24 protein-coding genes and 1 tRNA gene are annotated in these 22,100 nt (G+C 54.9%); 11 read left to right on the forward strand and 14 right to left on the reverse strand.

Annotated elements, in window-relative coordinates; genetic code table 11:
- Positions 1 to 5 precede the first annotated feature (5 nt).
- From prmC to rho, 4 genes are all read right to left on the reverse strand, one after another.
- Positions 6 to 884, reverse strand: a complete 879-nt coding sequence (gene prmC, locus H8K03_06520) for a peptide chain release factor N(5)-glutamine methyltransferase (protein UVT21554.1) — start codon at positions 882 to 884, stop codon at positions 6 to 8.
- Between the two features lie 14 nt (positions 885 to 898).
- Positions 899 to 1,978: a peptide chain release factor 1 gene (prfA, locus tag H8K03_06525; GenBank protein ID UVT21555.1), complete on the reverse strand. Its 1,080-nt coding sequence runs from the start codon at positions 1,976 to 1,978 to the stop codon at positions 899 to 901.
- 98 nt (positions 1,979 to 2,076) lie between these two features.
- Positions 2,077 to 2,283: a 50S ribosomal protein L31 gene (rpmE, locus tag H8K03_06530; protein UVT21556.1), complete on the reverse strand. Its 207-nt coding sequence runs from the start codon at positions 2,281 to 2,283 to the stop codon at positions 2,077 to 2,079.
- 96 nt (positions 2,284 to 2,379) lie between these two features.
- Positions 2,380 to 3,627, reverse strand: coding sequence for a transcription termination factor Rho (gene rho, locus H8K03_06535; GenBank protein ID UVT21557.1), 1,248 nt, complete (start codon positions 3,625 to 3,627; stop codon positions 2,380 to 2,382).
- A gap of 472 nt (positions 3,628 to 4,099) precedes the next feature.
- Here rho and H8K03_06540 point away from each other — a divergent pair, with 472 nt between their 5' ends.
- The 11 genes from H8K03_06540 (at position 4,100) to H8K03_06590 (ending at position 12,193) form a co-directional block, all read left to right on the forward strand.
- Positions 4,100 to 4,516, forward strand: coding sequence for a DUF2203 domain-containing protein (locus H8K03_06540; protein UVT22394.1), 417 nt, complete (start codon positions 4,100 to 4,102; stop codon positions 4,514 to 4,516).
- A 54-nt stretch (positions 4,517 to 4,570) separates the two neighbouring features.
- Positions 4,571 to 4,849: a hypothetical protein gene (locus H8K03_06545; GenBank protein ID UVT21558.1), complete on the forward strand. Its 279-nt coding sequence runs from the start codon at positions 4,571 to 4,573 to the stop codon at positions 4,847 to 4,849.
- A 97-nt stretch (positions 4,850 to 4,946) separates the two neighbouring features.
- Positions 4,947 to 6,203 carry a hypothetical protein gene (locus H8K03_06550; protein UVT21559.1) on the forward strand — a complete coding sequence of 419 codons (1,257 nt, stop codon included), beginning with the start codon at positions 4,947 to 4,949 and terminating at the stop codon, positions 6,201 to 6,203.
- 322 nt (positions 6,204 to 6,525) lie between these two features.
- The gene (locus H8K03_06555; GenBank protein ID UVT21560.1) at positions 6,526 to 7,158 is read left to right on the forward strand and encodes a carbon monoxide dehydrogenase; all 633 of its coding nucleotides are present in this window, start codon (positions 6,526 to 6,528) and stop codon (positions 7,156 to 7,158) included.
- Positions 7,159 to 7,198: 40 nt separating this feature from the next.
- Positions 7,199 to 8,410, forward strand: coding sequence for a ferredoxin oxidoreductase (locus tag H8K03_06560; protein UVT21561.1), 1,212 nt, complete (start codon positions 7,199 to 7,201; stop codon positions 8,408 to 8,410).
- A 55-nt stretch (positions 8,411 to 8,465) separates the two neighbouring features.
- A complete protein-coding gene (locus H8K03_06565) occupies positions 8,466 to 9,377 on the forward strand; it encodes a ferredoxin oxidoreductase (protein UVT21562.1) in 912 nt (303 codons plus the stop codon).
- Positions 9,378 to 9,391: 14 nt separating this feature from the next.
- Positions 9,392 to 10,099, forward strand: coding sequence for a 2-oxoacid:acceptor oxidoreductase family protein (locus H8K03_06570; GenBank protein UVT21563.1), 708 nt, complete (start codon positions 9,392 to 9,394; stop codon positions 10,097 to 10,099).
- Between the two features lie 18 nt (positions 10,100 to 10,117).
- A complete protein-coding gene (locus H8K03_06575; GenBank protein ID UVT21564.1) occupies positions 10,118 to 10,396 on the forward strand; it encodes a pyruvate ferredoxin oxidoreductase in 279 nt (92 codons plus the stop codon).
- Positions 10,397 to 10,471: 75 nt separating this feature from the next.
- Positions 10,472 to 10,741 carry a hypothetical protein gene (locus tag H8K03_06580; GenBank protein ID UVT21565.1) on the forward strand — a complete coding sequence of 90 codons (270 nt, stop codon included), beginning with the start codon at positions 10,472 to 10,474 and terminating at the stop codon, positions 10,739 to 10,741.
- A gap of 63 nt (positions 10,742 to 10,804) precedes the next feature.
- Positions 10,805 to 10,880: transfer RNA gene (locus tag H8K03_06585), tRNA-Asn, on the forward strand.
- Positions 10,881 to 11,263: 383 nt separating this feature from the next.
- Positions 11,264 to 12,193: an alpha/beta fold hydrolase gene (locus H8K03_06590; protein ID UVT21566.1), complete on the forward strand. Its 930-nt coding sequence runs from the start codon at positions 11,264 to 11,266 to the stop codon at positions 12,191 to 12,193.
- Positions 12,194 to 12,225: 32 nt separating this feature from the next.
- Here the strand turns inward: H8K03_06590 and H8K03_06595 are convergent, their stop codons facing one another.
- From H8K03_06595 to H8K03_06640, 10 genes are all read right to left on the reverse strand, one after another.
- On the reverse strand, positions 12,226 to 12,684 hold the full coding sequence (locus H8K03_06595; protein UVT21567.1) for a hypothetical protein: 459 nt from the start codon (positions 12,682 to 12,684) through the stop codon (positions 12,226 to 12,228).
- A 116-nt stretch (positions 12,685 to 12,800) separates the two neighbouring features.
- The gene (locus H8K03_06600; protein UVT21568.1) at positions 12,801 to 14,288 is read right to left on the reverse strand and encodes a proteasome accessory factor PafA2 family protein; all 1,488 of its coding nucleotides are present in this window, start codon (positions 14,286 to 14,288) and stop codon (positions 12,801 to 12,803) included.
- 4 nt (positions 14,289 to 14,292) lie between these two features.
- Positions 14,293 to 15,102, reverse strand: a complete 810-nt coding sequence (locus H8K03_06605; protein ID UVT21569.1) for a hypothetical protein — start codon at positions 15,100 to 15,102, stop codon at positions 14,293 to 14,295.
- A gap of 12 nt (positions 15,103 to 15,114) precedes the next feature.
- A complete protein-coding gene (locus tag H8K03_06610) occupies positions 15,115 to 15,888 on the reverse strand; it encodes a proteasome subunit alpha (GenBank protein UVT22395.1) in 774 nt (257 codons plus the stop codon).
- Positions 15,889 to 15,980: 92 nt separating this feature from the next.
- Complete coding sequence (locus tag H8K03_06615) at positions 15,981 to 16,175, reverse strand: ubiquitin-like protein UBact (GenBank protein ID UVT21570.1); 195 nt, start codon at positions 16,173 to 16,175, stop codon at positions 15,981 to 15,983.
- The gene (locus tag H8K03_06620) at positions 16,172 to 17,698 is read right to left on the reverse strand and encodes a proteasome accessory factor PafA2 family protein (protein ID UVT21571.1); all 1,527 of its coding nucleotides are present in this window, start codon (positions 17,696 to 17,698) and stop codon (positions 16,172 to 16,174) included. Before H8K03_06620 ends, H8K03_06615 begins: the two co-directional genes overlap by 4 nt.
- A gap of 84 nt (positions 17,699 to 17,782) precedes the next feature.
- The gene (locus tag H8K03_06625; GenBank protein ID UVT21572.1) at positions 17,783 to 19,519 is read right to left on the reverse strand and encodes an AAA family ATPase; all 1,737 of its coding nucleotides are present in this window, start codon (positions 19,517 to 19,519) and stop codon (positions 17,783 to 17,785) included.
- A gap of 65 nt (positions 19,520 to 19,584) precedes the next feature.
- Positions 19,585 to 20,658, reverse strand: coding sequence for a trypsin-like peptidase domain-containing protein (locus tag H8K03_06630; protein UVT22396.1), 1,074 nt, complete (start codon positions 20,656 to 20,658; stop codon positions 19,585 to 19,587).
- Positions 20,659 to 20,695: 37 nt separating this feature from the next.
- A complete protein-coding gene (locus H8K03_06635; GenBank protein ID UVT21573.1) occupies positions 20,696 to 21,118 on the reverse strand; it encodes a YjbQ family protein in 423 nt (140 codons plus the stop codon).
- Positions 21,118 to 21,999, reverse strand: coding sequence for a hypothetical protein (locus H8K03_06640; GenBank protein UVT21574.1), 882 nt, complete (start codon positions 21,997 to 21,999; stop codon positions 21,118 to 21,120). Before H8K03_06640 ends, H8K03_06635 begins: the two co-directional genes overlap by 1 nt.
- Positions 22,000 to 22,100: the final 101 nt, after the last annotated feature.

Genomic DNA, 22,100 nt, shown 5'->3' on the forward strand with positions numbered 1-22,100 from the left:
GGTTCCTACCCTGCCCGCCTCGCGATGAAGACTCGTTCAATGCCGGCCTCATCTTTCACAGTTTGAAGTCCCGTGTAGCCTCCGGCTTGTTCCGCCGCCTGTCGCACAAGCGATCCCTGTCCCAGACCAATTTCCATGACGAGCAATCCATCCGGGACAAGGAATTCCTTCGAGTCTTGGAATAGCCGTTCGTGGACCTCCGTTCCTCGTGGTCCGGCAAGCAAGGCACCTCGAGGCTCGAAATTCCGCACCTCAGGTTGAAGTCGAACCCATTCCTCGTCAGAGATGTATGGAGGGTTGGAGACAATGACATCAACCGCTCTACCCACATCACGATCTCGAAGCGGCGATAAGAGATCCCCTTCTATCCAGGCAATCTTGTCACCCACTGCATGTCGCTCTGCATTACCCTTTGCGACCGTCAGCGCAGCAGCGGAACAATCGAGAGCAAGAATTCGCACCCCCTCGAGAACGGTCGCGATCGTCACGGCGATACAACCGGATCCGGTACCAACATCAACAAGCGTCGCACCTGCGGCAAGCCCACCCTCCTTGAGAACAGCCTGGACCAGCAGTTCTGTCTCCGGTCGAGGAATCAGCACCGCTGGGTTCACACGAAACTCGAGCCCGCAAAACTCTTGCGTGCCTAAAATGTATTGCAAGGGTTCTCGTTTTATTCGCCTCGACACCAACGCTTCTGTCCGCGCCAGTTGATCGGGCGTCACCGGTTGTTCCACCCGGCTTGCCAACTGATGATGTTCCATGCTCAGAGCATGGGCCAACAGCCATACGGCTTCCTGTGCTGAGTTGGTTGTCCCGGAGTGATCCAATGCCTGGCGCGTCCACGCCATAAGCGTACCGACCGTCTTCAGCTCTGTATTCATGGAGACTTCCGCACCTATACCTTCGCCGTTTCAGCCTGCTGCTGTTGAGCCTTCAGTGCCTGAACGATCTCATCAAGGTCGCCTTCCATCACCAATTCCAGCTTGTGAAGCGTCATACCGACTCGGTGATCCGTGACCCGGTTCTGTGGAAAGTTGTATGTGCGAATCTTCTCGCTCCGTTCGCCGCTTCCCACCTGCGACTTTCTGTTCTGAGCGATCTCCGCATCTTGCTTTTCCCGTTCAGCCTCTACGATCCTGGCACGCAAGGTCCGCATGGCCTTGGTCCGGTTTTTCAGCTGCGACCGCTCATCCTGGCAGGTCACGACGACACCGGTTGGAAGATGCGTGATTCGAACGGCTGAATACGTCGTGTTTACGCTCTGCCCTCCCGCCCCAGATGAACAAAACGTATCGATTCGTAGATCCTTCGGATCAATCTGCACGTCCACTTCGTCGACCTCCGGCATGACTGCCACGGTCACGGTGGATGTGTGAATGCGGCCGCTCGCCTCCGTCACGGGGACCCGCTGCACTCGATGCACACCGGCTTCATACTTGAAGTGGCTGTACGCTCCCTTGCCCTCGATCAAGGCAACAATGTTCTTGTAGCCGCCGATGCCCGTCTCGGATGCTTCAACGGTATCAACCTTAAACCCTTTCTTTTCAGCATATTTGATGTACAGCCGAAACAGCTCGCCGGCGAACAATGCCGCCTCGTCTCCGCCGGTTCCGGCTCGAATTTCAAGCACCAAGCTCTTCTCGTCCCGTGGATCTTTTGGAATCAAGAATTCTCTGACTTGCCCTTCTATTTCCTCCCGTTGTCGCTCCAAGTCGGCTTTCTCTTCCACCGCGAGCTTATGCAACTCGCTGCCGGCAGAGGGGTCGGCAAGAATTTGCATCGCGTCTTCCAGTTGTTTCGCGTATTCGTGGTAAGTGCCCAAAAGTCTGACCGCCGGTTCGAGATCAGTCCTCTCCTTACTGAGCTTGTGTAACAAGGTCGGTTGGCTGACAACGGACGGATCCATGAGCTGATCGGTCAACTCCTGAAACCGTGACGCGAGGCTCTCCCATTTCTTGAGTAACACCGCTTCCATCGTTCCTACCTTTAATCTTACACGGTCACATCGAGGGAATAAAAAAAGAGACCCTGCTTCGCTCACGAAGCAGGGTCTCTTTCATACCGGGTGCTGCGCTACTTGCCCGTCTTCGCGTACTTCTTTTTGAACCGCTCAACGCGTCCTTCAGTATCCACGATCTTTTGCGTACCCGTGAAGAACGGGTGGCAATTGGAACAGATATCAACGCTGACGTCACCGATGGTAGTACGCGTCTTGAACGAGTTTCCACAGGCGCAGTGGACGGTCGCCTCACGATAGACCGGATGAATACCCTTCTGCATGACTTACGACTCCTTACCGAAAAATTTCAAACGCGAGTGCCCCATTCCTAAAAGGACAATACTTTATCTGAAGGAAGCCCAAGAAACAAGCACCGCCTATCGGTTCATCGATTGGAGAAACTCTTGATTGCTCTTGGAGCCACTAATCTTATCCATCAAGAATTCCATCGCTTCCATCGTGCCCAATGGGCTGAGCACTTTGCGCAGAATCCACATTTTATTGAGCCGATCCTTGTCCACCAACAATTCTTCCTTTCTCGTCCCGGACTGACTGATATCGATTGCGGGGAAGAGACGCTTGTCGGCCAGACGGCGATCCAAGTGAACTTCCATATTCCCGGTTCCCTTGAACTCTTCAAAGATAACGTCATCCATACGGCTGCCTGTATCCACAAGCGCGGTCGCCATGATGGTCAGGCTGCCGCCGTTCTCAATGTTGCGAGCCGCTCCGAAGAAGCGCTTCGGCCGTTGTAGCGCGTTGGAATCTAGACCGCCGGAGAGCACCTTCCCGCTGGGCGGCGCTATGGTGTTATAGGCACGAGCAAGGCGCGTGATGCTGTCCAGGAGAATGACGACGTCCTTCTTGTGTTCAACAAGACGCTTTGCCTTCTCCAACACCATTTCAGCAACTTGGGCATGCCGCTGAGCCGGTTCATCAAAGGTGGAACTGATGACTTCCGCCTTTACCTGTCGTTGCCAGTCGGTGACTTCCTCCGGTCGTTCGTCAATTAGCAAAACAATAAGAGTCACTTCCTTGTGATTCTTGAGGATCGCTCGGGCAATCGCCTGCAGCAGCATCGTCTTCCCGGTCCGGGGGGCCGCCACAATCAACCCCCGTTGGCCTTTACCGATCGGAGTGGTCAAATCCATCACGCGGGTACAATATTCCTCGCGGTCGAATTCCAGATTGAGTCGCTCTTCGGGATACAAGGGGGTGAGGTTATCGAATAGAATCTTATCCCGCGCGACTTCAGGGTCTTCGTAGTTGACCTTCTCGACCTTGAGCAGGGCGAAATATCGCTCGCTTTCTTTCGGGGGACGGATTTGGCCCGACACAATGTCGCCTGTGCGAAGGTTGAACCGGCGTATCTGTGACGGCGAGATGTAAATGTCGTCGGGACCCGGCAGATAATTGGAGTCCGGTGCGCGGAGAAAACCAAATCCATCGGGAAGAGTCTCCAGCACCCCTTCTCCGAAGACCACCCCATTTTTTTCGGTCTGAGCTTGGAGGATCGCAAAGATCAACTCCTGCTTTCTCAGATTGGCGGCTCCTTCGATTTTCAGTTCCCGAGCCACATCGTTCAGGTCGGCAATGGATTTCTGTTTTAACTCTGCAAGATGCATTACTTCCCCCCTAGCTACTGACATACAACTCCTCTCCATCCTTGGCTCGGATACCGTCTAGAAGAATTCGCCCAAGCTGATTGGCCATGCAAAGCGCGTTTTGGTCTCGGCGATGAGCTTAATTAAGTTTTGGTTTGTCGGGTTGGAAGAACTCGTGGAAGTTCGTTGTCTATTTTTCTTCTCAGGAAACTATGGCTGCCCAAACAAAGTCTGCTGGTCGGCTTGCTGATGACTACACTCACACTGCTGCTAGGTTTGATTCGAGATAGGTTCCGGAATTGAATTCTAAATGGGAGAGAATCAGCTCGCTCTAGATCCTTTGGCAATGATACCCACGCACCAATCGGTTGTCAACTAGCATTTGGATTTTTGTTTCCTGCAAGAATTTTCCCGTCGCAGCCAATCGACATTATCATATTCTCGACTTGTTCACAGAATGTAAAGTATGTTACACAGACAAGACGATTACCATATGGCACGGGACGAAAACGAAACCAGCCCAGATCGGGTCTTCTCCCTCTTCGAGGCGAATCAGTTAATCCCTCAGCTCCAGGCGCACCTGTCGACCGTCCAAGAAAGTAAGGCCGTGCTTCTGCGAACCCGTGAGGAAGTGAGCAAAGCCTCGGCCAAGGCTTGTTTTGGAGGGGGGACACCCGCCGGAGTCCCGTATGTGAAAAGCCTCCAGGACATCAGCACCAACCTCCACGCTATCCATGAGTTGGGAGTCGTTGTGAAGGACATCGACCTAGGGTTGTGCGACTTTCCGCATATCCGCAACGGCCGAATCGTCTACTTGTGCTGGAAACTCGGCGAAAAGGAAATCCGTTGGTGGCACGAAGTTACAACCGGATACAACGATCGTTGTCCCATTGAAGAAGAACCTACCTAGTCCGATCCCTCGGCCCGATAGAACAGGGACAAACCTGATCAGCAAACCAGTGATATGAAGTTCGTCATCATCGGTTACGATAGCCCAGAGGGAGAAGCCAAGCGGAAGGTGCATCGTCCTGCTCATTTGGCCAACCTCGAACCGCTGGATAAGGAAGGGCGAGTGGTTTTGGCCGGCCCCCTGACGGATAAAACCGGAAGCTTGCTGGTATTGGAGTTCGAGACTCAGGCGGAGGCCGAAGAGTTCGCCCGCAATGACCCATATACGGTTCAAGGTGTCTTCGAAAGACTTGAAATTCACCCATTTATGCAGGTTTTTCCCAAACAAGCCTGACGCTCCCCTCGTGCGCTGTACAAGACTTGCCCTTCACTTTAGAAGCATTGTCTGACCTGAACCCGAGCGGTATAGTTGTGGCATGACTTTTCGCCACATGTCGGGTGTGATTTCAATCATCACTGTCTCAGTACTCGCTCTGTATCAATACACGAATGCTTCGGAAACCACCATCGTGGCTGAAGGACACTATGTGATGGGAGATGGTGACACGCTGGCCCTAGCTGAGGAACGAGTGCTCCAGCGAGCCCAACGTAGAGCGGTTGAAGAAGCAGGATTATACATTGAGTCAACCTTTCACGACCTAGAAAGAATCGAGGCCGGCACGAATTTCCAATCAAGTTCATTGGAGGTTCGCACTATTGCTGCCGCAATAACAAAAACCGAAATTCTGGAGTCACGCCGCTCTTTCGTAAATGACCGGCCTAGTTTCTATACTCGTATTCGCGCGGTCGTCGACCTCGATAACCTTCAAGCAGCAGTTCAGCGATGGCAGTCCGAACAGCGTTTGGCCGAACACTTTCGTCGTCTTCAGAAAGAGAATACCGAACTCAAAGCGCAGCTCGATGAGCTGAGGACCTCTCCTATTAGAGCGCGGACTCTTATTATCGAGCCCCTTGGCCGCACTAATAAGGCCCGTGAACAGGCTCGAACCTTGGTCGAGAAAGCAATTCTCGCTCAGCTTCTTCCCCAGAAGCTTGACTTGACCTCGCAGGCGGCTGCCTTGGACCCTCAATCCGTCGAACCTTTGATCGTACGCGGCCAAACATACTTGCGGCTCGCTTCCGCTGCATATTCCAATAGATCTAGGCCAAGCGAATATTCGGAATATGTCGATAATGCCCGGATGGATTTCGATCGTGCACTGCTCATGGATCCGAGAAATACCTGGGCTCTTCTTGGTCATGGCGACGTCAACACGTGGCTCAATCGTCCCGAGGAAGCCGCGCACTCGTTCGAGCAGGCCCTCGCGTTGGATCCCTTCTTTGACCTGGCACGTCACCGGCTCATTGATTTGTACACCGCCGAGGCCCGAAAATTGGTCGCTCTCAAACAGTGGTCCGCTGCTCTAACAGTCTTGCACAAGTGCTTACCGCCTCGAATTCCTGACAGTTGGATTCCCCACCAGAAAGAGGCGTATTTTCTCAGGAGCACGGTCTATAGGAAGTTGGAAAAACCGATCCAGGCAATCGACGACCTCAGCGCGATCCTACGAGCCGATCCCACCGATTTTCATATCTTGCTCGCAAGAGCAAAGCTTTATCAGGAAGGACTTGAAGGGCGCTCCGCAAAAGACGATTACGAGCGAGCTTGTATGCTCGGATCAACGGAGGCCTGCGAACAGCTCCCATAGCGACTTTTCTTCGCTTGGGGGTTCCTTGGGGTCACTGCGCAAGCCCTTGTTCCGGACCGGTCGTAGAACCCTCATTTGACAATACAAAAGAGTGCTACCTATAATGCGGCGGGCATTGTGCGCGACGGTCTGTGCTCCTTAACCTGCTTGGGACAAAGGGCCTAATTTGTCTAGCCGATAGTGGCCCGAAAGCTCGTTTCCGTGGGCCTTCTGCGATGTTGCGGAATGATTGAGAAACAGCTTAGAGTGTTTAGAGAATCAAGTGGCTGAAAAAACACCATTTCTTCCATCAACCCAATATTTTCCCGGAGTGTAGGTTGTGATGAGTGATTATCGTGTGCTCCCAGGACCAGAACACTTTCTTCCACCAGCCGCTGCCAGCATGGGGATTCGACTACCGAATCCAGGAGAAGCCCACATCAACGGTGTGATCACCTCGGAAGATCAAGCCTATGAAGAAGCAGCGCGTCAGTTCTTAATGGCGAAAGTCCCGACAATCTTCCCCGGGCCCTTGGTGCTGTGGGCATGGAACGAAAAGGCTGCAAAGAAAGCGACGGCCATTCGACATCTTTTTAACACGCTCAAGGAATGCGTTCAGCCGAGCCAAAAGCCGATGTTGATTCCAATGCCGGACTACCGCCCCAAGTATCCAAAGATCAACCCAGAAGTCGAGATCAACCCGAATCATCCCAATTTGACGATCTGGCACAACAAGATCGACTGCTGCATATTTATCGGCGTCCATTGTCACCAGGCTAATCTGTCGCTAAAAATCATTCGCGGTGGAACATCCTGTTATACTATCGCTATGTGTGCGCAGGCCGGCCATGAGGATGCCATGCTTTCATTCCGCGATGCATCCGTCGACAAGATCATGCGATTGGCCGATACCGTAAAGCGATTGAAAGGGACCGTCCAGCCACGTTTGTCAGCCAAAAACGGGGCTTCGAATTAACGATTTGAGACCCACGAGCGTGTGAAAGGAGGCCGAGTCCATGGCAGAAACAAAATCAGTCATTGGAACGAAGAATAAAAAAGGGCAGACCTATACAGATACCTGGAAAATGATGAATGAGGCTCCGCGCACGCCTTCATTCTTCACGGGCAGCGAAGTCATCAAGGAAGCTCTGCGTCGGGCAAGTTGCGATGTCATGATCGCGTATCCGATCACACCACAGAGTGAAGCCGCCGCATTGATCGGCGAATTATTTGCGGAAGGCTATATCGGAGACTATTTCCGAGGCGAGAGCGAATTTGCCGTCATGTCGCAATGTGCAGGGTCCGCGTTTGGCGGAGCTCGTGTGTTCACGACAACAGCAGGACCGGGCACCATGCGCGCCATGGAAAACTTTCCAATGTGGGCTGGGTCGAGGTTGCCAATCCAAATGATCGTAACCTGCCGGGGTATCAACTCCCCCTTGTCGATACAACCGGACACTCTTGAGATTGCCTATTTGCTGAATACCGGCATGCTGGTGTGGCACGCAGAAACTGCTCAAGATTTCTTCGATTGGATTCTGAAGGGGTACATGGTTTCTGAAGAGCCGGATGTGCACCTCCCGCTCGCACTCTGCTGCGATGGATTCTTTGTTACACACACAAAAGATGTCGTGAATCTCACTCCTGCGGACATGTGCCTCCCGCCATATGATCCCTACCGATCCCCCGTACCGTGTATGGATATGGAATGTCCGCCTGTTCGCATGATGCGCGATCCATTTGTCATGAAGAGTAACTATATCAGCTATGCAACCCATGCCAGTTGGCAGCAAGAGATTTGGGCTGCTGTCGAACGCTCGCGAAAACATTCGATCCATTGGCTGAATGGTCTGATCGACACGGAAAATACAGACGCAGATGTTGTGATCGTAGCTTCAGGCACTGCTGTTTCTCAGGGTCGAGAAGCGATCCGGTTGTTGGAGGACGAAGGCGTGCGATGTGGTCTAGTGAAGGTGAAAACATTACGCCCCTGGCCGGAAGAAGAAATTCGAGAGGCTACCAAGAACGCGAAACACATTTTTGTGCCAGAGTTCAACGTGACCGGTTGGCTCGCCAAGGAAATCCGGGCGACGATCCCAAATCCTCATCGTGTTCATGCCGGTCCGCATGTCTGCGGCGGCATGACTATGCCACCCGAGATTATCGTATCGGAGATCAAGACAGCCCTCGGGATGAAGACCTTCTCCCTGGCTGGTCGTGGAAGCTGAGTTGCACTGACTTCGAACCTGTTCGCTCTAGATGAGCGTACCTGAGGAGGCCATAATGAGCAAAGAACGTATCCAAATTTCCGAAGCCCTGTACGACATCATGCCGTCGGACTACCAAGACCTTGTGAAAAGTGCGACCTACGGCAAGGAAGATCGGGGTTGGAAAGACATCGGGACATCCAAGGAATTGATTGAGCAGCACTCACTGTGTGCCGGCTGCCCTGAATCGATGGCCTTCCGTTACATCTTGGCCTCTCTCCCGAATCCAGAGGATACCGTCATGGTCGGTTCCACCGGCTGTACGAGCTTAGTATTTCCAATGGTCGCCGTTCATAACATCCACTCGTTGTTCGGGAACCAGAACGCAATCGCATCAGGTCTCAAGCGTGCCCTCAGTGTCCGGTTCCCCGATCGCGTGAAGGACGTCGTCGTCCTCGCTGGCGATGGCGCCACTGTCGACATCGGATTGGATATGACGCTGCAAGCGTGGTTCCGCCAAGAGAAATTCACGACAATTTGCTTCGACAATGAGCTCTACGCCAACACCGGCGGCCAGGAGAGCGGGCTCATGCAAAAAGGCTTTGTCGCCAAGATGGCACCGGTCGGGAAGTTGTTCGATAAGGTGCGGTTGCCTGAGATCGCTCGCGAGTCCGGTTGTCACTATGTTGTGAACTGCACGGTCAGCAAGCCGTCGCTGGTTGAAAAGGTCATCCGCAACGCGGTCCATATCGCCCGCGAAATCGGCCCCACTTATCTCCAGCTCTACACGCCATGCATTCTCGAAATCGGCAAGAACAGCATGGAAGGGTTGCAAGAAATGCGTGACTCTGAAAAGCCGACGGAGCGTTTCGCGTATAAGGAATACGTCAGCGAACCGGCAAAGCAACTCTTGGCTGAACTGGCCGCAAAGGACAAAGAGCGGAAAGCAGCGGCTAAACAATTGGCCGCACAAGCACAAGCGAATTAGACCGGAGGCCATTCATGATCAAGAAACGACTCAATATCCGGATGTCTGGCTTGGGCGGGCAGGGCGCCGTCACCGCCGCTCATGTCATGGCTATGGCTGCCAATCGGGATGGGAAATTCTCCATCTCAAACCCCTTCTTCGGCGCCGAGAAACGCATGGCACCGGCAGAAAGCTATTGCCGTATCGGCATCGAACGGATCTATGATCGCGGCGAACTCGTATTCCCGGATGTGATCGAAGTATTCCATCCTCAGGTCATTACGATGGGGAAAAGCTATACCATGCCGTTCTACTCAGGGATTAAGGAAGGCGGCGTCGTTATTATCAATTCCGGCCAACCTCTGTTGTCGGAAGAAGACGTCCAGCGCCTCGAAGACTTGAATGTGGCCGTCTTTTATATCGCGGGAACCGAGCTGGCAATCGAGACTGCGGGTACGGAATTGTCGACCAATATGACCATGATCGGTTCAGTTGCCGGCATTACCAATTGCGTATCGATGGAAGCTTTAGATGGAGCCCTCCAAGAAAGATTCGGCAAGAAGTTTGTCGCTTCCGGTGGAACCGCCTCACTGGACGAAGCGATCAAGAAGAAGTTCGCCAAGAAAGAAATGCTCCTGGCGAAAAATCTGGCGACCGTGAAGCGTGCTTACGAAATCGCCGGAGAATGGGCCGAGAAGAACAAGATCGAGCTGCGAGTCGGTAATCCGGCCGTCGCTGCGTAACAGAAGGAATCACGTTGCATGTATAATGTCGCGCAAGTCATTGATGAAAAATGCACGGCCAAGAAAGGCTGTCGGCTGTGCATCATGTACTGTCCAGAGGCCAACTGTTTAGATTTGAACACCAGCAAGATGGTAGCCGAAGTTATTATCGACCGCTGCAAAGGCTGCGAACTATGTGTCGTCGTCTGCAACGCCGCCAAGCACGAAGCCATCACAATGCAGGCTGTTAGCGCTACCGGACAGTTGATGTCGAAAAAGGGTGAATCCGCAGCCTTGGGGCAAGCCTACCAGGGCTAAACCGATTCGATTCGAATTGAAAGCCCCATAGCGTCAGCGCTATGGGGCTTTTTCTTGCTGATCAGTGAGGCACCTATGGAAAATGAAGACAACGTGATTGATGAGTTGCTCGGGGAAATTGCCGGCTTGGTCAACGAATATCCAAAGGCGATCGAGCGACGGGCAGCGGTCATCCAATCCACGGGCAAGGACCCGGAACTCGTCGAAAAACTCGTTAAAGCAGCCGACACCATGCGCGATAGCGGCAATCTCTATCTCACATGGGCCAAACATTATGCCGCACTGGCCAAAGGCAACACCGACGCTTTATCGGATGAAGACGAGACCGAAGATTTCGACGTCTAAAAAATCTCCCTATTGCACAAAAAGTTTTGCTAGAATATCACTTTCTTTCACTTGAAACTCTGTTCCCCGGTAGCTCAGTTGGTAGAGCAGCCGGCTGTTAACCGGCTGGTCGCAGGTTCGAGTCCTGCCCGGGGAGCCAATTTATCTTGTGTCGGATTGCCCTTCGTTGAGATTCCTCCCTGTAGCGGCTTTCTCTCCCCCTGCAATGTCGACAATCCGGCCGGCGATTCAGTGCTCGCTTCTTCATACCATATGGCCATCTCTTGTCGGAATCCAACCCTGCTCACAGCAAATCCTCATGACTTCACCGATAGCCGAAGCACAATTCCTCTATTAGAATGGTGGTGTGGTTCCGAAAACGATGCTTCTCATGGGGCGCATATGGTATGAGGAAAACCGGCAGCAAGGTCCACTCCCCATCGAAAAGCCTGGCGCACCATACTGCAGCGTATGATCAATCACACGATACTTGATATTGCCTCGTCCTTTCAGCCTCCGGCCCCCCTTCGGAACGCTCATCTCATGACCCTCGTCCCTCGCTACCTGCCGCGGGACACATCCTTGGCCAGATTGCCTCAAGAGTCGCGCTTCTTTTCCGTCGAACCGCATGCGCAACTCCAAGGATTCTGCCATTGGCAAGACAATCGCGAGACGTCTCCCACCGTGATCTTGGTCCATGGGCTTGAAGGCTGCAGCGATTCTCGCTACATGCGCGGCATCGCGGCAAAGGCCTATCGCTCGGGTTTCAACGTCGTTCGCATGAATCAACGAACTTGTGGCGGGACCGAACATCTCTCCTCAACTCTTTATAACAGCGGCTTGAGCGGAGATTACCGCGCGATCATCAGCGAATTGGTTCATCGAGACGGATTGGACGACATCTGGTTGGTCGGCTATTCCATGGGAGGGAATCTGGTGCTCAAGGCAGCCGGTGAGCTCGGCCAAGTCGAGCCGGCGCTCGCGGGAGTTGCAGCAGTATGCCCGAATATCGACCCGACCGTGTGTGCGCGCGCGTTGGAGGAATCGCGCAATTGGATCTACCATCGCCATTTTCTGACGAGGTTGAAATCACGCCTTCGGCGCAAAGCGGCGCTGTTGCCTGGGAAGTGGGATCTGTCGGCACTCGATCGGATCGCCACGATCAGTGAATTTGACGATCGTTACACCGCTGGAGACGGGGGATATCGGGACGGCGCCGATTACTATGATCGGGCGGGAGCACGCCATGTGCTCGAAAACATCACCGTTCCTACCCTCATCATTACGGCACAAGACGACCCCTTCATTCCCTACCCGATGTTCACTGTGCCGAAGATTCAACGGCATCCCAGAATTCGCATGATCGCTCCTCGCTACGGAGGTCATTGCGGATTTTTTCATCGAGGTCGGAACGGAGAGGATCCCTACTGGGCGGAGAATCGAATCGTAGACTTTTTAACGAGACGGATCTAACAAAGCCACGCCAGGGTCGCGGCCGAATCGGACTATGCCGCCTTGTCCAGTTTATGAGGCTTTGTCGATGAAACGAGCGGAACGCATTTTCGAATCCAACTCAGGATCAGCCACACGCTGTCGGCAACGATGGCCACAATGAAGACCCAGTTGTACATCACTCTTCCCGGCTTCCCGAGAAACGGCTCCAGGAGATAGAGCAACACACCATAGGCGATGCCGAGCGCCAGCAGCGTTGCGAACGGCAGAATCACTCCTTGAAATGGCGCGATCCATTTCCATTCCGCCGGCGGATCGACAGACAATTCACGTGCGCCCAGCCACGCAATCACTAATGATCCACCATAACCTGCGAACTGGACGAGGTCCGACGCCCGAAGCTTGCCCACCGAGGTTTCCCGGAACAACGGAATCTCGCTAAGAATGATCGTCAGGAGGGACGCCACACCCGTTGCCACGCCATACTCCATCATCCACCTGCGCGTTCTCATGACCTATCTCCAGTCCGGAGTCCTTCGTGCTGACACGCCGTCCCACATTCGGACAAAAGCTTAGCACGGGGGAATCTCTGCTGGAAAACAAACTGCTATTAATGAAATTGGACGACTTAGACGATCACGTTCTCGAGATGTGCTCGTACGTCTTCGAAATAGGTCTTGAAGGGGTCCGGCATGGGAAACGGCGTACGACCGCGCAGTTGAAAGATCGACCAGTTGATGACATAGGGAGGGAACAACCCGTCGGAATCCGTGAGATGATCCGCCTCGGTGGCAGGCCACATATTCAAGAGGTGTTTTACCAGCGCGCTGCGGCCATACGCACGCGTATTCTTGGGCGCTTCTTCCATCGCCAGATGGATCAACGCGTCGGTCGTCAAGCGAGGCACACGCCCTTCTTCCAATAATCCATAGTACAGCCCTTTTTCTTGATTCAGATTGTGATACTCCAGATCCAAGCTCTTCAGCATGGGATCAGTCCATGCGACATGTTCCGCTTCTCGGAAGCATTCGAGCAACCAAAGCTTGGACGCCCAATCGACTCGCCCGACCAGTTTCTGGTAATCGCCGCGCAGATCGTGGAGAACCGATGCCCATTGGGCAAGGACCCAATCGGTTTCCTCATCCTGCCCCTTGCAATGCTGCACGGCACACTCCAGAAAACGCTCTTGAATGTCCAGAGCCGACATCGTTCTGTGAGGCCGCAGCTGGATCAACCAGTTCCGCTCCTGATCCTGAGAGATCTCCTGCAACGCTTCCACCGGTTCGTCGATCTCCAAATCTTGAGGCGCATGGCCTTCGTCAATCAGCTGCAACACCAACCCTGTCGTTCCCAGCTTCAGCGCAGTAGCATATTCAGCCATGTTGGAATCGCCCAACAGCAGATGAATCCTCCGGTATTGATTGGGGTCGGCCAACGGCTCGTCTCTCGTATTCACGATCGCCCGATTGTGCTGAACCCATTCGAAGAAATCATTCACAATATGGTCGGTGCGTTGGGAGATTTGAAACGGTAGTTCCGAGCCATGACGAGCACCGACGCCCGACCGTGGAACAATCAACCGATCCACCTGAATCCAAGCCTCCTGTGGACCAGCGGAGCCGATCCGCCCGGCACCGGTAAAAATCTGCCTCGTCACGAGAAACGTCACGAGCGGAGCCATCCCACGCCTCGAAAACGGAAACCGCCGCGAAACGAGGTAATTCTCATGGGACCCGAATGTCGCATCCGTCTCATGATCGATGTTGTTCTTGATCAAGGACACTCGATCTGAGAAACCGAGGTCTTCGATGGCCCGCTGCAGCAAAAGATCCCCGGCGCGGTCTGATGCCACCACATCGGCCAGAGAATGGCATTCCGGGGAGGCATATTCCAAATGCCCCATATCGAGGTAGATTCGTCCGGCGTTGGTGAGAAATCCCCCATTACCAGGAGCCTCGTCATGCCCTCGGTGGTGGAGATCGAGCACGCCGCGGCGCAAGACGTGGAACAGATGGTCACGGATCCGATGGGCAAACCAGGTCGGCGTGTGGCTGGGGCGATCTTCGTGAATCAAAAGCCCGTACTCGGTCTCCAAGCCAAAAATTCGGTTCAGCATGAGATCACGTGAGCGGGGTAACCAGGTGCCCTGGGAGCGCTCTTCCCAACTCATCGATACTGATCGTTCGATATTTGGAAGGGCCCGGCATTTGGCGATCCAGCAGGGCGCATTCAATCGTTTTGTCGGCAAGGCATTGGCGCATATGGGCATATAGCGTCTCGGAGTCGACCGGCTGCTGATCGGAACCCGTCCGAGCTTCGCCATGTTCTCCGCCATTTTCGAGCGCGTGACGCTGAGCACGATCCCCAAGTGCCAACGTGCGTATGGCCGAACCGATGGCCTCTTCGAGCGAGGCTATCGGTTGCTGTTTCAGGTACGCAGTCATCTCCTGTTCGATGGCCGATGAAGCCGCCACCACAGCATGCCGAATCTTTTCGTCAAACGTCCCGTCGTAGTCGATCGTCAAGAAACTATCTTTCCCGGGTCTCTGACCTAACTCGACCAGCACAATTTTTACGATGAAGGGGGCTTTGAACACCTCTTCGAACGCCTGTTTGATCATCGGCGCAATGCCGTATTTCACCATCCGACCGCCCGTCACATCGGACGGTGAGCGATTGAATCCTTCGACATGCGCCATCTCCAATAGATTGAAGCGCAGCTTCTCTAAATCGGCCGGATGTCCCATCCCACCCAACGCGAGACGATCGTAAATCTCATACAACTTCGGCGTCCCCTTGCTCATCGTCATGAGCAGAATACCGGTCTCGTACGCGACGCCGACGACCGGGCTTCCTTGCTTAAACTGTTCGTCGAGATATTGCCGGCGATTCCCGACCGCCTCGACCCATCGATACGGCTCTTCATACATAGGGCATGATCCTTACAGGCTTCGAGAAACGTTTGCTTCGAACAACGATCGGAGTTGAGGATCCGACATCGTTCTCACACCGCCGGCAGTGATGAACTTGACGACCGGATAGAGCCCGGCTTCTCGGTTGACTCCACCGGTCGCGCTGTCGAATTCCGCGGCGCTCGTCAGTAACCGCAATGCCTGAATAGTAGCCAGTTCCTCCGGCATTACATTCAGCGGCTGTTCTCCCCATGTGTTCAAGTAATGAAGGATTCCACGAATGGTCGGCGATCCGGACCCCGAAACGGCGTATTCCACTCCCTCGAACTCCGCGCCGAGAATGTCGTAGAAGTAGATTTTCGCCGTTTCTTGCTCGGCATCGTACCCCGCAAAGATCGGGACCACAGCTCCTGTCCCCGCCAAGGCCGCGGCGACGTTATCCTTCAGTAATTTGGAGAGTGCGCGGAGCTTGCCCTCGAAGCTGAGCTCCTGAAGCTGGGTCCGCCGGTAGTACTTGAAAGAATGTTCGAGAATACGCGCCATCTCATACGCTGTGGCAGGCACTCCGGCGATGGCCATGACACTATGCCGGTCGATCTCCAACACTTTGTCGGTGCGGTCGTACATCACCATATTGCCGGCGGTGGCGCGACGGTCCCCTGCCACGAGAACACCATCACGGTACTTGAACGCGAGGATCGTCGTAGCTGTCGTCAATTCCTGACCGGCTCCGGCCTGCCCCGGAACTCCAAAGACATAGCCCTGTTCCTTCAAGAGTTGATAGAAATCGCCCTGCATGCCCATCTCATCACCGATCCTCAATGAATAGTGTCGACTTCCAAGCGACGGCTTCAATTCGCTTCTCCCTCAAATACTCTCCACTCCGTGTTTCTCCATTACTCACCCGTTCGCTGCCGATATCGTTCCGCCTGTTTCGGGTCAACTTTTCGCATCCGCTTCATAAGGCTATCCTTATCCGGCGATCCGGTATCAGGGCGTCGCGGGCCACCTCCTTCGTCTTGAGGACGAGGCGCTTTGGGCATCGGATCGACCGGACCTTCCCGCCGTTCCAGCGTCATGATGTGTTTCATATCCCTGTATCCTTTCTGTGACGCCACGTCGCCAGTGCGTCAGCCGGAGAATGGGCACGTTGGAAGACGTTCATACATCGTCGCACTTCTTGTGGATCGAACAGATCTCCCATGTCCAGATGGTGGGCTCGAATCCCACCGGCAAATTGGATGCGTTCCCATTGCACCGACGTAATTTGATGAGAAAACCGCTGTACACAGACTCCACGCAGCCCGCCGCGCGTATCGCCTGGCCCGTTCCGAATCGCCTCTTCAATCAGTTCATCGGTCGTCATTCGCCAAGCTTTCCCTTCGGCTTCTAACCCGAGGTAGAGCCCTTGTTCAGGGTTCACATTGTGATATTCCAGGTCCAAACTAGCCAACCACGGATCATCCCAACCGAGCCGTTCTTCCTGAATGAAGGTCTCGAGCAACCACTGTTTGGTGACCCAATCCAACTTCCCGATCAACTGTGAGCGGTCTCGCGTCAGCAGATGCAAGGTCTCGCCCCATTCCTTCAACAACCAATCTGATTCTTCATCGGAACCCGTCAACTCTCGTGAAGCCGCCTCATAATACCGTTCTTGAATCGCCAAAGCAGAAAGTGTGCGGCCCTCTTTTGTTCTGACCAGAGCTTTGAGGTCCGGATCACGCGACACCTGTTTCAGAGCGACCACGGGCTGATCCAGCTCTACACAAGGTGCGGCGCCCCGCTCGATGAGTTCGAGAACCAGCCGTGTTGTTCCGACCTTGAGCGCAGTCGCATACTCGCACATGTTGGCATCGCCGATGATGAGATGGAGTCGTCGATATTTCCGGCGATCCGCATGGGGCTCGTCCCTGGTGTTGAGAATCGGGCGGTCATGCATCGTATCAACACCCAACTCCGCTTCCATGAAGTCTGCGCGCTGCGAGAGCTGATAGCCCCCTGGAACATATCTCGATTCCTGCGCTTCAGTTCCGACCTTTCCCGCGCCTGCGATGACTTGTCGGCTCACCAGGAACGGCACCAGGCCTGCCACAAGAGAGGAAAAGGGAACGGCCCGTGGGACGAGATAGTTGTCATGACAACCGTAACTGTGGCCATGGAAATCCGTGTTGTTCTTGTACAGCCGGACCCGCGCGCCGCCGAGCGCCTGGTTACGCCGATGGGCGGCTCGCAGCACGATACGTTCTCCCGCGCGATCCTGAGCCAGGAGATCTCGAAGCGTCCGACACTCAGGAGTGGAATACTCCGGATGTGTGTGGTCGTTGTAGAATCGCGCGCCGTTCGGCAATACAAGGTCGCTTTTCATCTCGTGGAATGAAAAGGGGCGACGAGCATCGACCTTGGCGAACTCATCTTCTTCCTTATCCTGCTGCAAGCCGGACGCGCGAAAGCCCCGAGCATCTTCGTGCGGATCTTCGCCGCCATAATCCCACCGTCGTTCGAAGGAGGCCGTCAGATATGCCCGCACCAATTCCATTGATTCGACGACCGGATCCATCTCCGGCACATCATCCCTGGTAATCCCATACTCTGTTTCGATACCGAAGAGAGACATAATCAATCAGGCATCACACCCCAGGGGGAAGGTACGAGATAATCACAATCGAGGCTCTTACCTCTCCCCAGGCTCTTTCTCTTTTCAAATAATTTGATTCACGAGACGCTCTTCAGTCTGGCGGCCTCGCCGGAATGAGGAAACGCCTACGACCTGTTCCGGATGATGGTCGAGTAATTTCAGCCATTCTTCGGCCGCATCGTCCGGCGGCAACATTTCGCCTTCTCTGAACTCTTCCGAGACCGCGTCCAATAAATCCTGAGCCACTAATCCCGCCGGCTGTCCTGCCCGAATCATGCGGTCGATCGCCTTTTCCTTGGCGCGTTGGACAATCGAGGCCAAGATCGCTCCGCTCACGAGATCACCCCGATAGAGCACCTTGCTTTGACCGTTCCTAAGTCGGATGGACAGAAGCCGGTTTTCTTCCGTCCGCCGAAAGATCGCCTCAATGACATCTTGAACGAGCGATGTAACAACCTGCCCTTGCTCGCCGCCTCGTTCTTTCACCACCGCCGGATCCAGCGGGAGGTCTGCAGTCACGTACACTTTCAAGATCTCTTCCGACGCCTCCCTACTCGGGCGACCAACTTTGATCTTTCGATCGATGCGGCCGGGACGCAGCACCGCCGGATCGATCAAGTCCGGCCGGTTGGAGGCCAGAATAATGACCACATCCCGGAGCGACTCGATCCCGTCCATTTCACTGCAAAACATCGGGACGAGCGTGTTCGAGATATTGAAAGACCGCATCGCGCGCCGTGTTCCTAAAATCGACTCGGCTTCATCGATAAAAATAAACGGTAAGGCGCCGTCTTTGCGCCGCGCACGAGCCTGTTCGAAGAGGTCACGGACCATCCTCTCCGATTCCCCAAGCCACATGTTGAGGATTTCAGGCCCTTTCACGTGGAGAAATGCACCGCTCGTCACCGGGGGGCGTGTGTCCGTATCAGCAGCGCGCTCCGCTGTGGATTCGCCGACCAGTTTGGCAAGGCTGCCCGCCGCCGCCTGTCCAATGAGCGTTTTTCCGCATCCCGGCGGGCCATAAAGAAGAAAGCCTTTCGGTTGGGAGAACTTGAAGCGTTCGAATGTCTCGGCATGCAACAGGGGGTACTCGATCGCCTTTCTGATGGCGTCGATCGCCTCGTGCTGCCCGCCGATTTGCGCCCACGTGACCGCAGGGACTTCGTCGAGGAGATGCTGGCTTGCCTTGCGGTCTACCATTTTCTCGATCGCCACGCGGTGACTGGGATCGATGCGAATTTCATCGCCCGCCTTGAGGTCCACACCGAGAAGATCGGTCGACCGCTGTAGGATCAATGATTGTCGGCCCATCTCCTGCTCGAACCGTAATCGACCGTCCGGCATGGCTTCGGTCAGTTTCAAAATAGGGCCGTTTCGATCATACCCCAGCGTTTTAATGACGGCGTAGGCTTCGTTGACGAGAATTTGGGTTCCGATCTTCAGGTCGGACTGAGGCACACGAGGATCAACGTTGGCATAATACTCGGCCCCGCCGACGACGATACGTGCGAGTCCCTCTCCCGGGACCTCGAGTAAGGTGCCGATACGATTCGCCGGTGCCGTCAGTTTGGCGACGACCTCGCTGACCTTTTTGAATTCCAGCTCACGTTGTTGAGTGGTGGCTTGAGACAGCATCACGGCGTGACGCAACTTATACAGCAGCTTTTGTCGCGGATCACCGTCGGGGAAAGAGGCCAGGCACTCCTCGATCAACTCGATCGGATCGGTCCCGGTCTTCAACGGCGGCTCATCGCTGCGATCTTTTGGCACATCCTGATCGGGAGATCTGCGATCACTCATTGGTGGCCCTCCACAACACTCGACCGAATGATCCTACCATACGCATGTCTTGAAATGCCGTCCCACTAATTGACGGCCTGAAGGATCACCGAAACCTTTTCACGCCGATTCCCGCGTAGAATCTCCACACTCACCTGGTCGCCGACTTTATGCTCTTCCATCACATCCATCAGATCATCGGCGGTGGCGACGGGCTTTCCGCCAACCGACACCACGATGTCGCCGAGTTGGATCTGCCCGGCAACGGTTTCACGTGCCCCCTTGAGACCTGCGCGATCGGCGGCACCGCCACGCGTCACCTTGCCGATAATTAATCCCTTGATCCCCCATCGCTTTGCAATCGCATCCGGCACAAGAGAAACGCCCAACCCGGGACGAATGAGCTTTCCATGCTTGATGAGTTCCGGAACGATGCGGTTCACCGTATCGGCCGGAACAGCGAAACCAATTCCGGCGTAGGCTCCGCTCGGACTGACGATTTGCGTATTCACGCCGATCAACCGGCCGGCGCCGTCCAGCAACGGTCCGCCCGAGTTGCCGGGATTGATCGCCGCATCGGTTTGGATCACCCCTTCGATCGTCCGGTTGGACAGTGACTTGATCGTCCGTCCCAACGCACTCACGATCCCGGTCGTCAAGGTATGATCGAGCCCGAAAGGATTTCCGATCGCCAGCACCTTTTGTCCGACGCGCAAGTCATGAGAGGAACCGATGGCCAGCGGCTCGAGGTGACCATCCGGCACCTGAATTTGCAGCACCACCAGATCATGATCGGGATCGGCGCCGACCAGCTTGGCCTGGTGTTCGCTTCGGTCGGCCAAGGTGACCTTGATCGTGTCGGCCCCATAGATGACGTGAAAGTTGGTGACGATGTGGCCCTGCTTGCTCCACACAAAACCGGATCCTGAACCCTGCGGCACTTCCATGACATTGAGCGACCAGATGTCCTGTTGGATTGCCGTGTTGGCAATGAAGACCACCGACTTGGCCGCTCGCTCAAACACCCCAATGGTCGATCGTTCGTCAGCGCTGAGTTCCGCGGTCGAGGGTGTCACCGGGCGCGGCTTGCCTTCAGGACCGTCATAAGCGGCACCCAGCGGCTTGCCCCATTCCGCGGCGTTGACCGAGGAGCCGAGCATTGCGGCGGCGAGGAGGAGCACGATGGATCGGATCTCGTTACTCACCCAGGACCTGCACAACAAGCTCACGGGTTCTGGCGCGAGTGTCAAAATCGACAAGCACGATTTGCTGCCACGTTCCCAGCAGCAGGGCGCCGGCCGTGAACGGAATGGTGATGGAAGGCCCCTGGAGTTGCCCTCGAAGGTGGCTGTGGCCGTTGTCTTCCCCAGGATTGACGGTGTTGTGCTGCCAGCCAGGATCGGGAGGAATGAGGCGATCCCAAAACATTTTCGTGTCGGCCCGAATCCCCGGTTCATCCTCAATAATCATGACGGAGGCAGTGGTGTGTTTGACAAAGACCGTCACGATCCCGGCCCGGAGAGTCGATCCGGCCACGGCATCGGCGACGAATTTCGTGATATTCTCGAGCTGCGTGCCACCCTCCATGCGAATCGCCAGCGGCACCGTTTGGACAGCCATCAGATTTTCCCACTCATAAGATTGCGAAGGTAGCGGTGGTCGTTTCGCGTCAGCGGTTCGCCCCGTGCCTCTTCCAGTACGGCGTCGAACGCGCCTTCAGCCGTCAGCGTCCGTACAACATTCAGGACCTCGCTGCCGAGGATGCCTTCCCGCTCCAGCTTATCGAGATACGCAAAGGCCTCCGACAAGCTTTCCTTGCTCCTCACATAATAATCACGACCCCGTCGCTGGTTGCTATAGGCCTCAAATTGCTCGCAGGCGACGAGAATCTCGGCCAATTGCTTCACCCAGGCCTTCGCCTTTGCCAACCGTTCGGGGTAATAGTAATACAACATCACCAGTCGCATCCAAGGCTGCCAGCCGACGCCAAGTTTCCTCAAGGTCGGCTTCACCGCCCGCAATCGCCTGGCAAGACGCCGGGCATAGCCCAACCGCATCTCGATCTGTTCGACAGCCCACTTGTCCATAGGCACGCCGGAAGCCACAAGATCGCGGCGATACGAGGAAACGAACGCTTCCGTCTCCCGGCCATACGTCGTCTCCGGATGAATGGCCCGCCATTCACGAGGTCTCGTCGGAATACCCCGTTGCTTGGCCCAAGACCAAATAGATCCAAAGAGTTGCCGATCAAGGCCGGCACGGCCCAGGTCATGCAAAAGACAGGCAACGTGATAGAGCCGGACCCGATCGCGAGGATGTCCCAAACGATTGGCGACCGCAACACACATCGTTGCCGTCCGCACGGCATGCGGCCGATCGTAGCCGTGAATAACTCGCCCGCGTTTGAGAGGATGCGGATAGTCGTAGAGTTTCATCAGGGCATTCACGAGGGCGCGGGAGATCTCCGGGACCTTTAGTCGGTGAGGGGCTGACAGCGTCATAGGTAATAGAGAGCCCTGAATAACCACGCAAACCGGCGCGAAGAATATCGTCGGCGGAATTGGTGTGTCAAGGCGACATGCGCGGGATTGCTCGCCGAATG

It is taken from the genome of Nitrospira sp. (assembly GCA_024760545.1).
In the GTDB taxonomy this organism is placed as follows: Bacteria; Nitrospirota; Nitrospiria; order Nitrospirales; family Nitrospiraceae; genus Nitrospira_D.

Coding starts and splice junctions, on each gene's coding strand:
- H8K03_06595 (UVT21567.1), bottom strand. CDS start 12,684: ATGAGAACGCGCAGGTGGATGATGGAGTATGGCGTGGCAACGGGTGTG.
- H8K03_06555 (UVT21560.1), top strand. CDS start 6,526: ATGAGTGATTATCGTGTGCTCCCAGGACCAGAACACTTTCTTCCACCA.
- prmC (UVT21554.1), bottom strand. CDS start 884: ATGAATACAGAGCTGAAGACGGTCGGTACGCTTATGGCGTGGACGCGC.
- H8K03_06615 (UVT21570.1), bottom strand. CDS start 16,175: ATGAAACACATCATGACGCTGGAACGGCGGGAAGGTCCGGTCGATCCG.
- H8K03_06630 (UVT22396.1), bottom strand. CDS start 20,658: ATGCTCGGCTCCTCGGTCAACGCCGCGGAATGGGGCAAGCCGCTGGGT.
- H8K03_06540 (UVT22394.1), top strand. CDS start 4,100: ATGGCACGGGACGAAAACGAAACCAGCCCAGATCGGGTCTTCTCCCTC.
- H8K03_06605 (UVT21569.1), bottom strand. CDS start 15,102: ATGTATGAAGAGCCGTATCGATGGGTCGAGGCGGTCGGGAATCGCCGG.
- H8K03_06545 (UVT21558.1), top strand. CDS start 4,571: ATGAAGTTCGTCATCATCGGTTACGATAGCCCAGAGGGAGAAGCCAAG.
- H8K03_06580 (UVT21565.1), top strand. CDS start 10,472: ATGGAAAATGAAGACAACGTGATTGATGAGTTGCTCGGGGAAATTGCC.
- H8K03_06620 (UVT21571.1), bottom strand. CDS start 17,698: ATGTCTCTCTTCGGTATCGAAACAGAGTATGGGATTACCAGGGATGAT.
- rpmE (UVT21556.1), bottom strand. CDS start 2,283: ATGCAGAAGGGTATTCATCCGGTCTATCGTGAGGCGACCGTCCACTGC.
- H8K03_06600 (UVT21568.1), bottom strand. CDS start 14,288: ATGCTGAACCGAATTTTTGGCTTGGAGACCGAGTACGGGCTTTTGATT.
- rho (UVT21557.1), bottom strand. CDS start 3,627: ATGCATCTTGCAGAGTTAAAACAGAAATCCATTGCCGACCTGAACGAT.
- H8K03_06575 (UVT21564.1), top strand. CDS start 10,118: ATGTATAATGTCGCGCAAGTCATTGATGAAAAATGCACGGCCAAGAAA.
- H8K03_06635 (UVT21573.1), bottom strand. CDS start 21,118: ATGGCTGTCCAAACGGTGCCGCTGGCGATTCGCATGGAGGGTGGCACG.
- H8K03_06610 (UVT22395.1), bottom strand. CDS start 15,888: ATGGGCATGCAGGGCGATTTCTATCAACTCTTGAAGGAACAGGGCTAT.
- H8K03_06565 (UVT21562.1), top strand. CDS start 8,466: ATGAGCAAAGAACGTATCCAAATTTCCGAAGCCCTGTACGACATCATG.
- prfA (UVT21555.1), bottom strand. CDS start 1,978: ATGGAAGCGGTGTTACTCAAGAAATGGGAGAGCCTCGCGTCACGGTTT.
- H8K03_06640 (UVT21574.1), bottom strand. CDS start 21,999: ATGACGCTGTCAGCCCCTCACCGACTAAAGGTCCCGGAGATCTCCCGC.
- H8K03_06550 (UVT21559.1), top strand. CDS start 4,947: ATGTCGGGTGTGATTTCAATCATCACTGTCTCAGTACTCGCTCTGTAT.
- H8K03_06590 (UVT21566.1), top strand. CDS start 11,264: ATGACCCTCGTCCCTCGCTACCTGCCGCGGGACACATCCTTGGCCAGA.
- H8K03_06625 (UVT21572.1), bottom strand. CDS start 19,519: ATGAGTGATCGCAGATCTCCCGATCAGGATGTGCCAAAAGATCGCAGC.
- H8K03_06560 (UVT21561.1), top strand. CDS start 7,199: ATGGCAGAAACAAAATCAGTCATTGGAACGAAGAATAAAAAAGGGCAG.
- H8K03_06570 (UVT21563.1), top strand. CDS start 9,392: ATGATCAAGAAACGACTCAATATCCGGATGTCTGGCTTGGGCGGGCAG.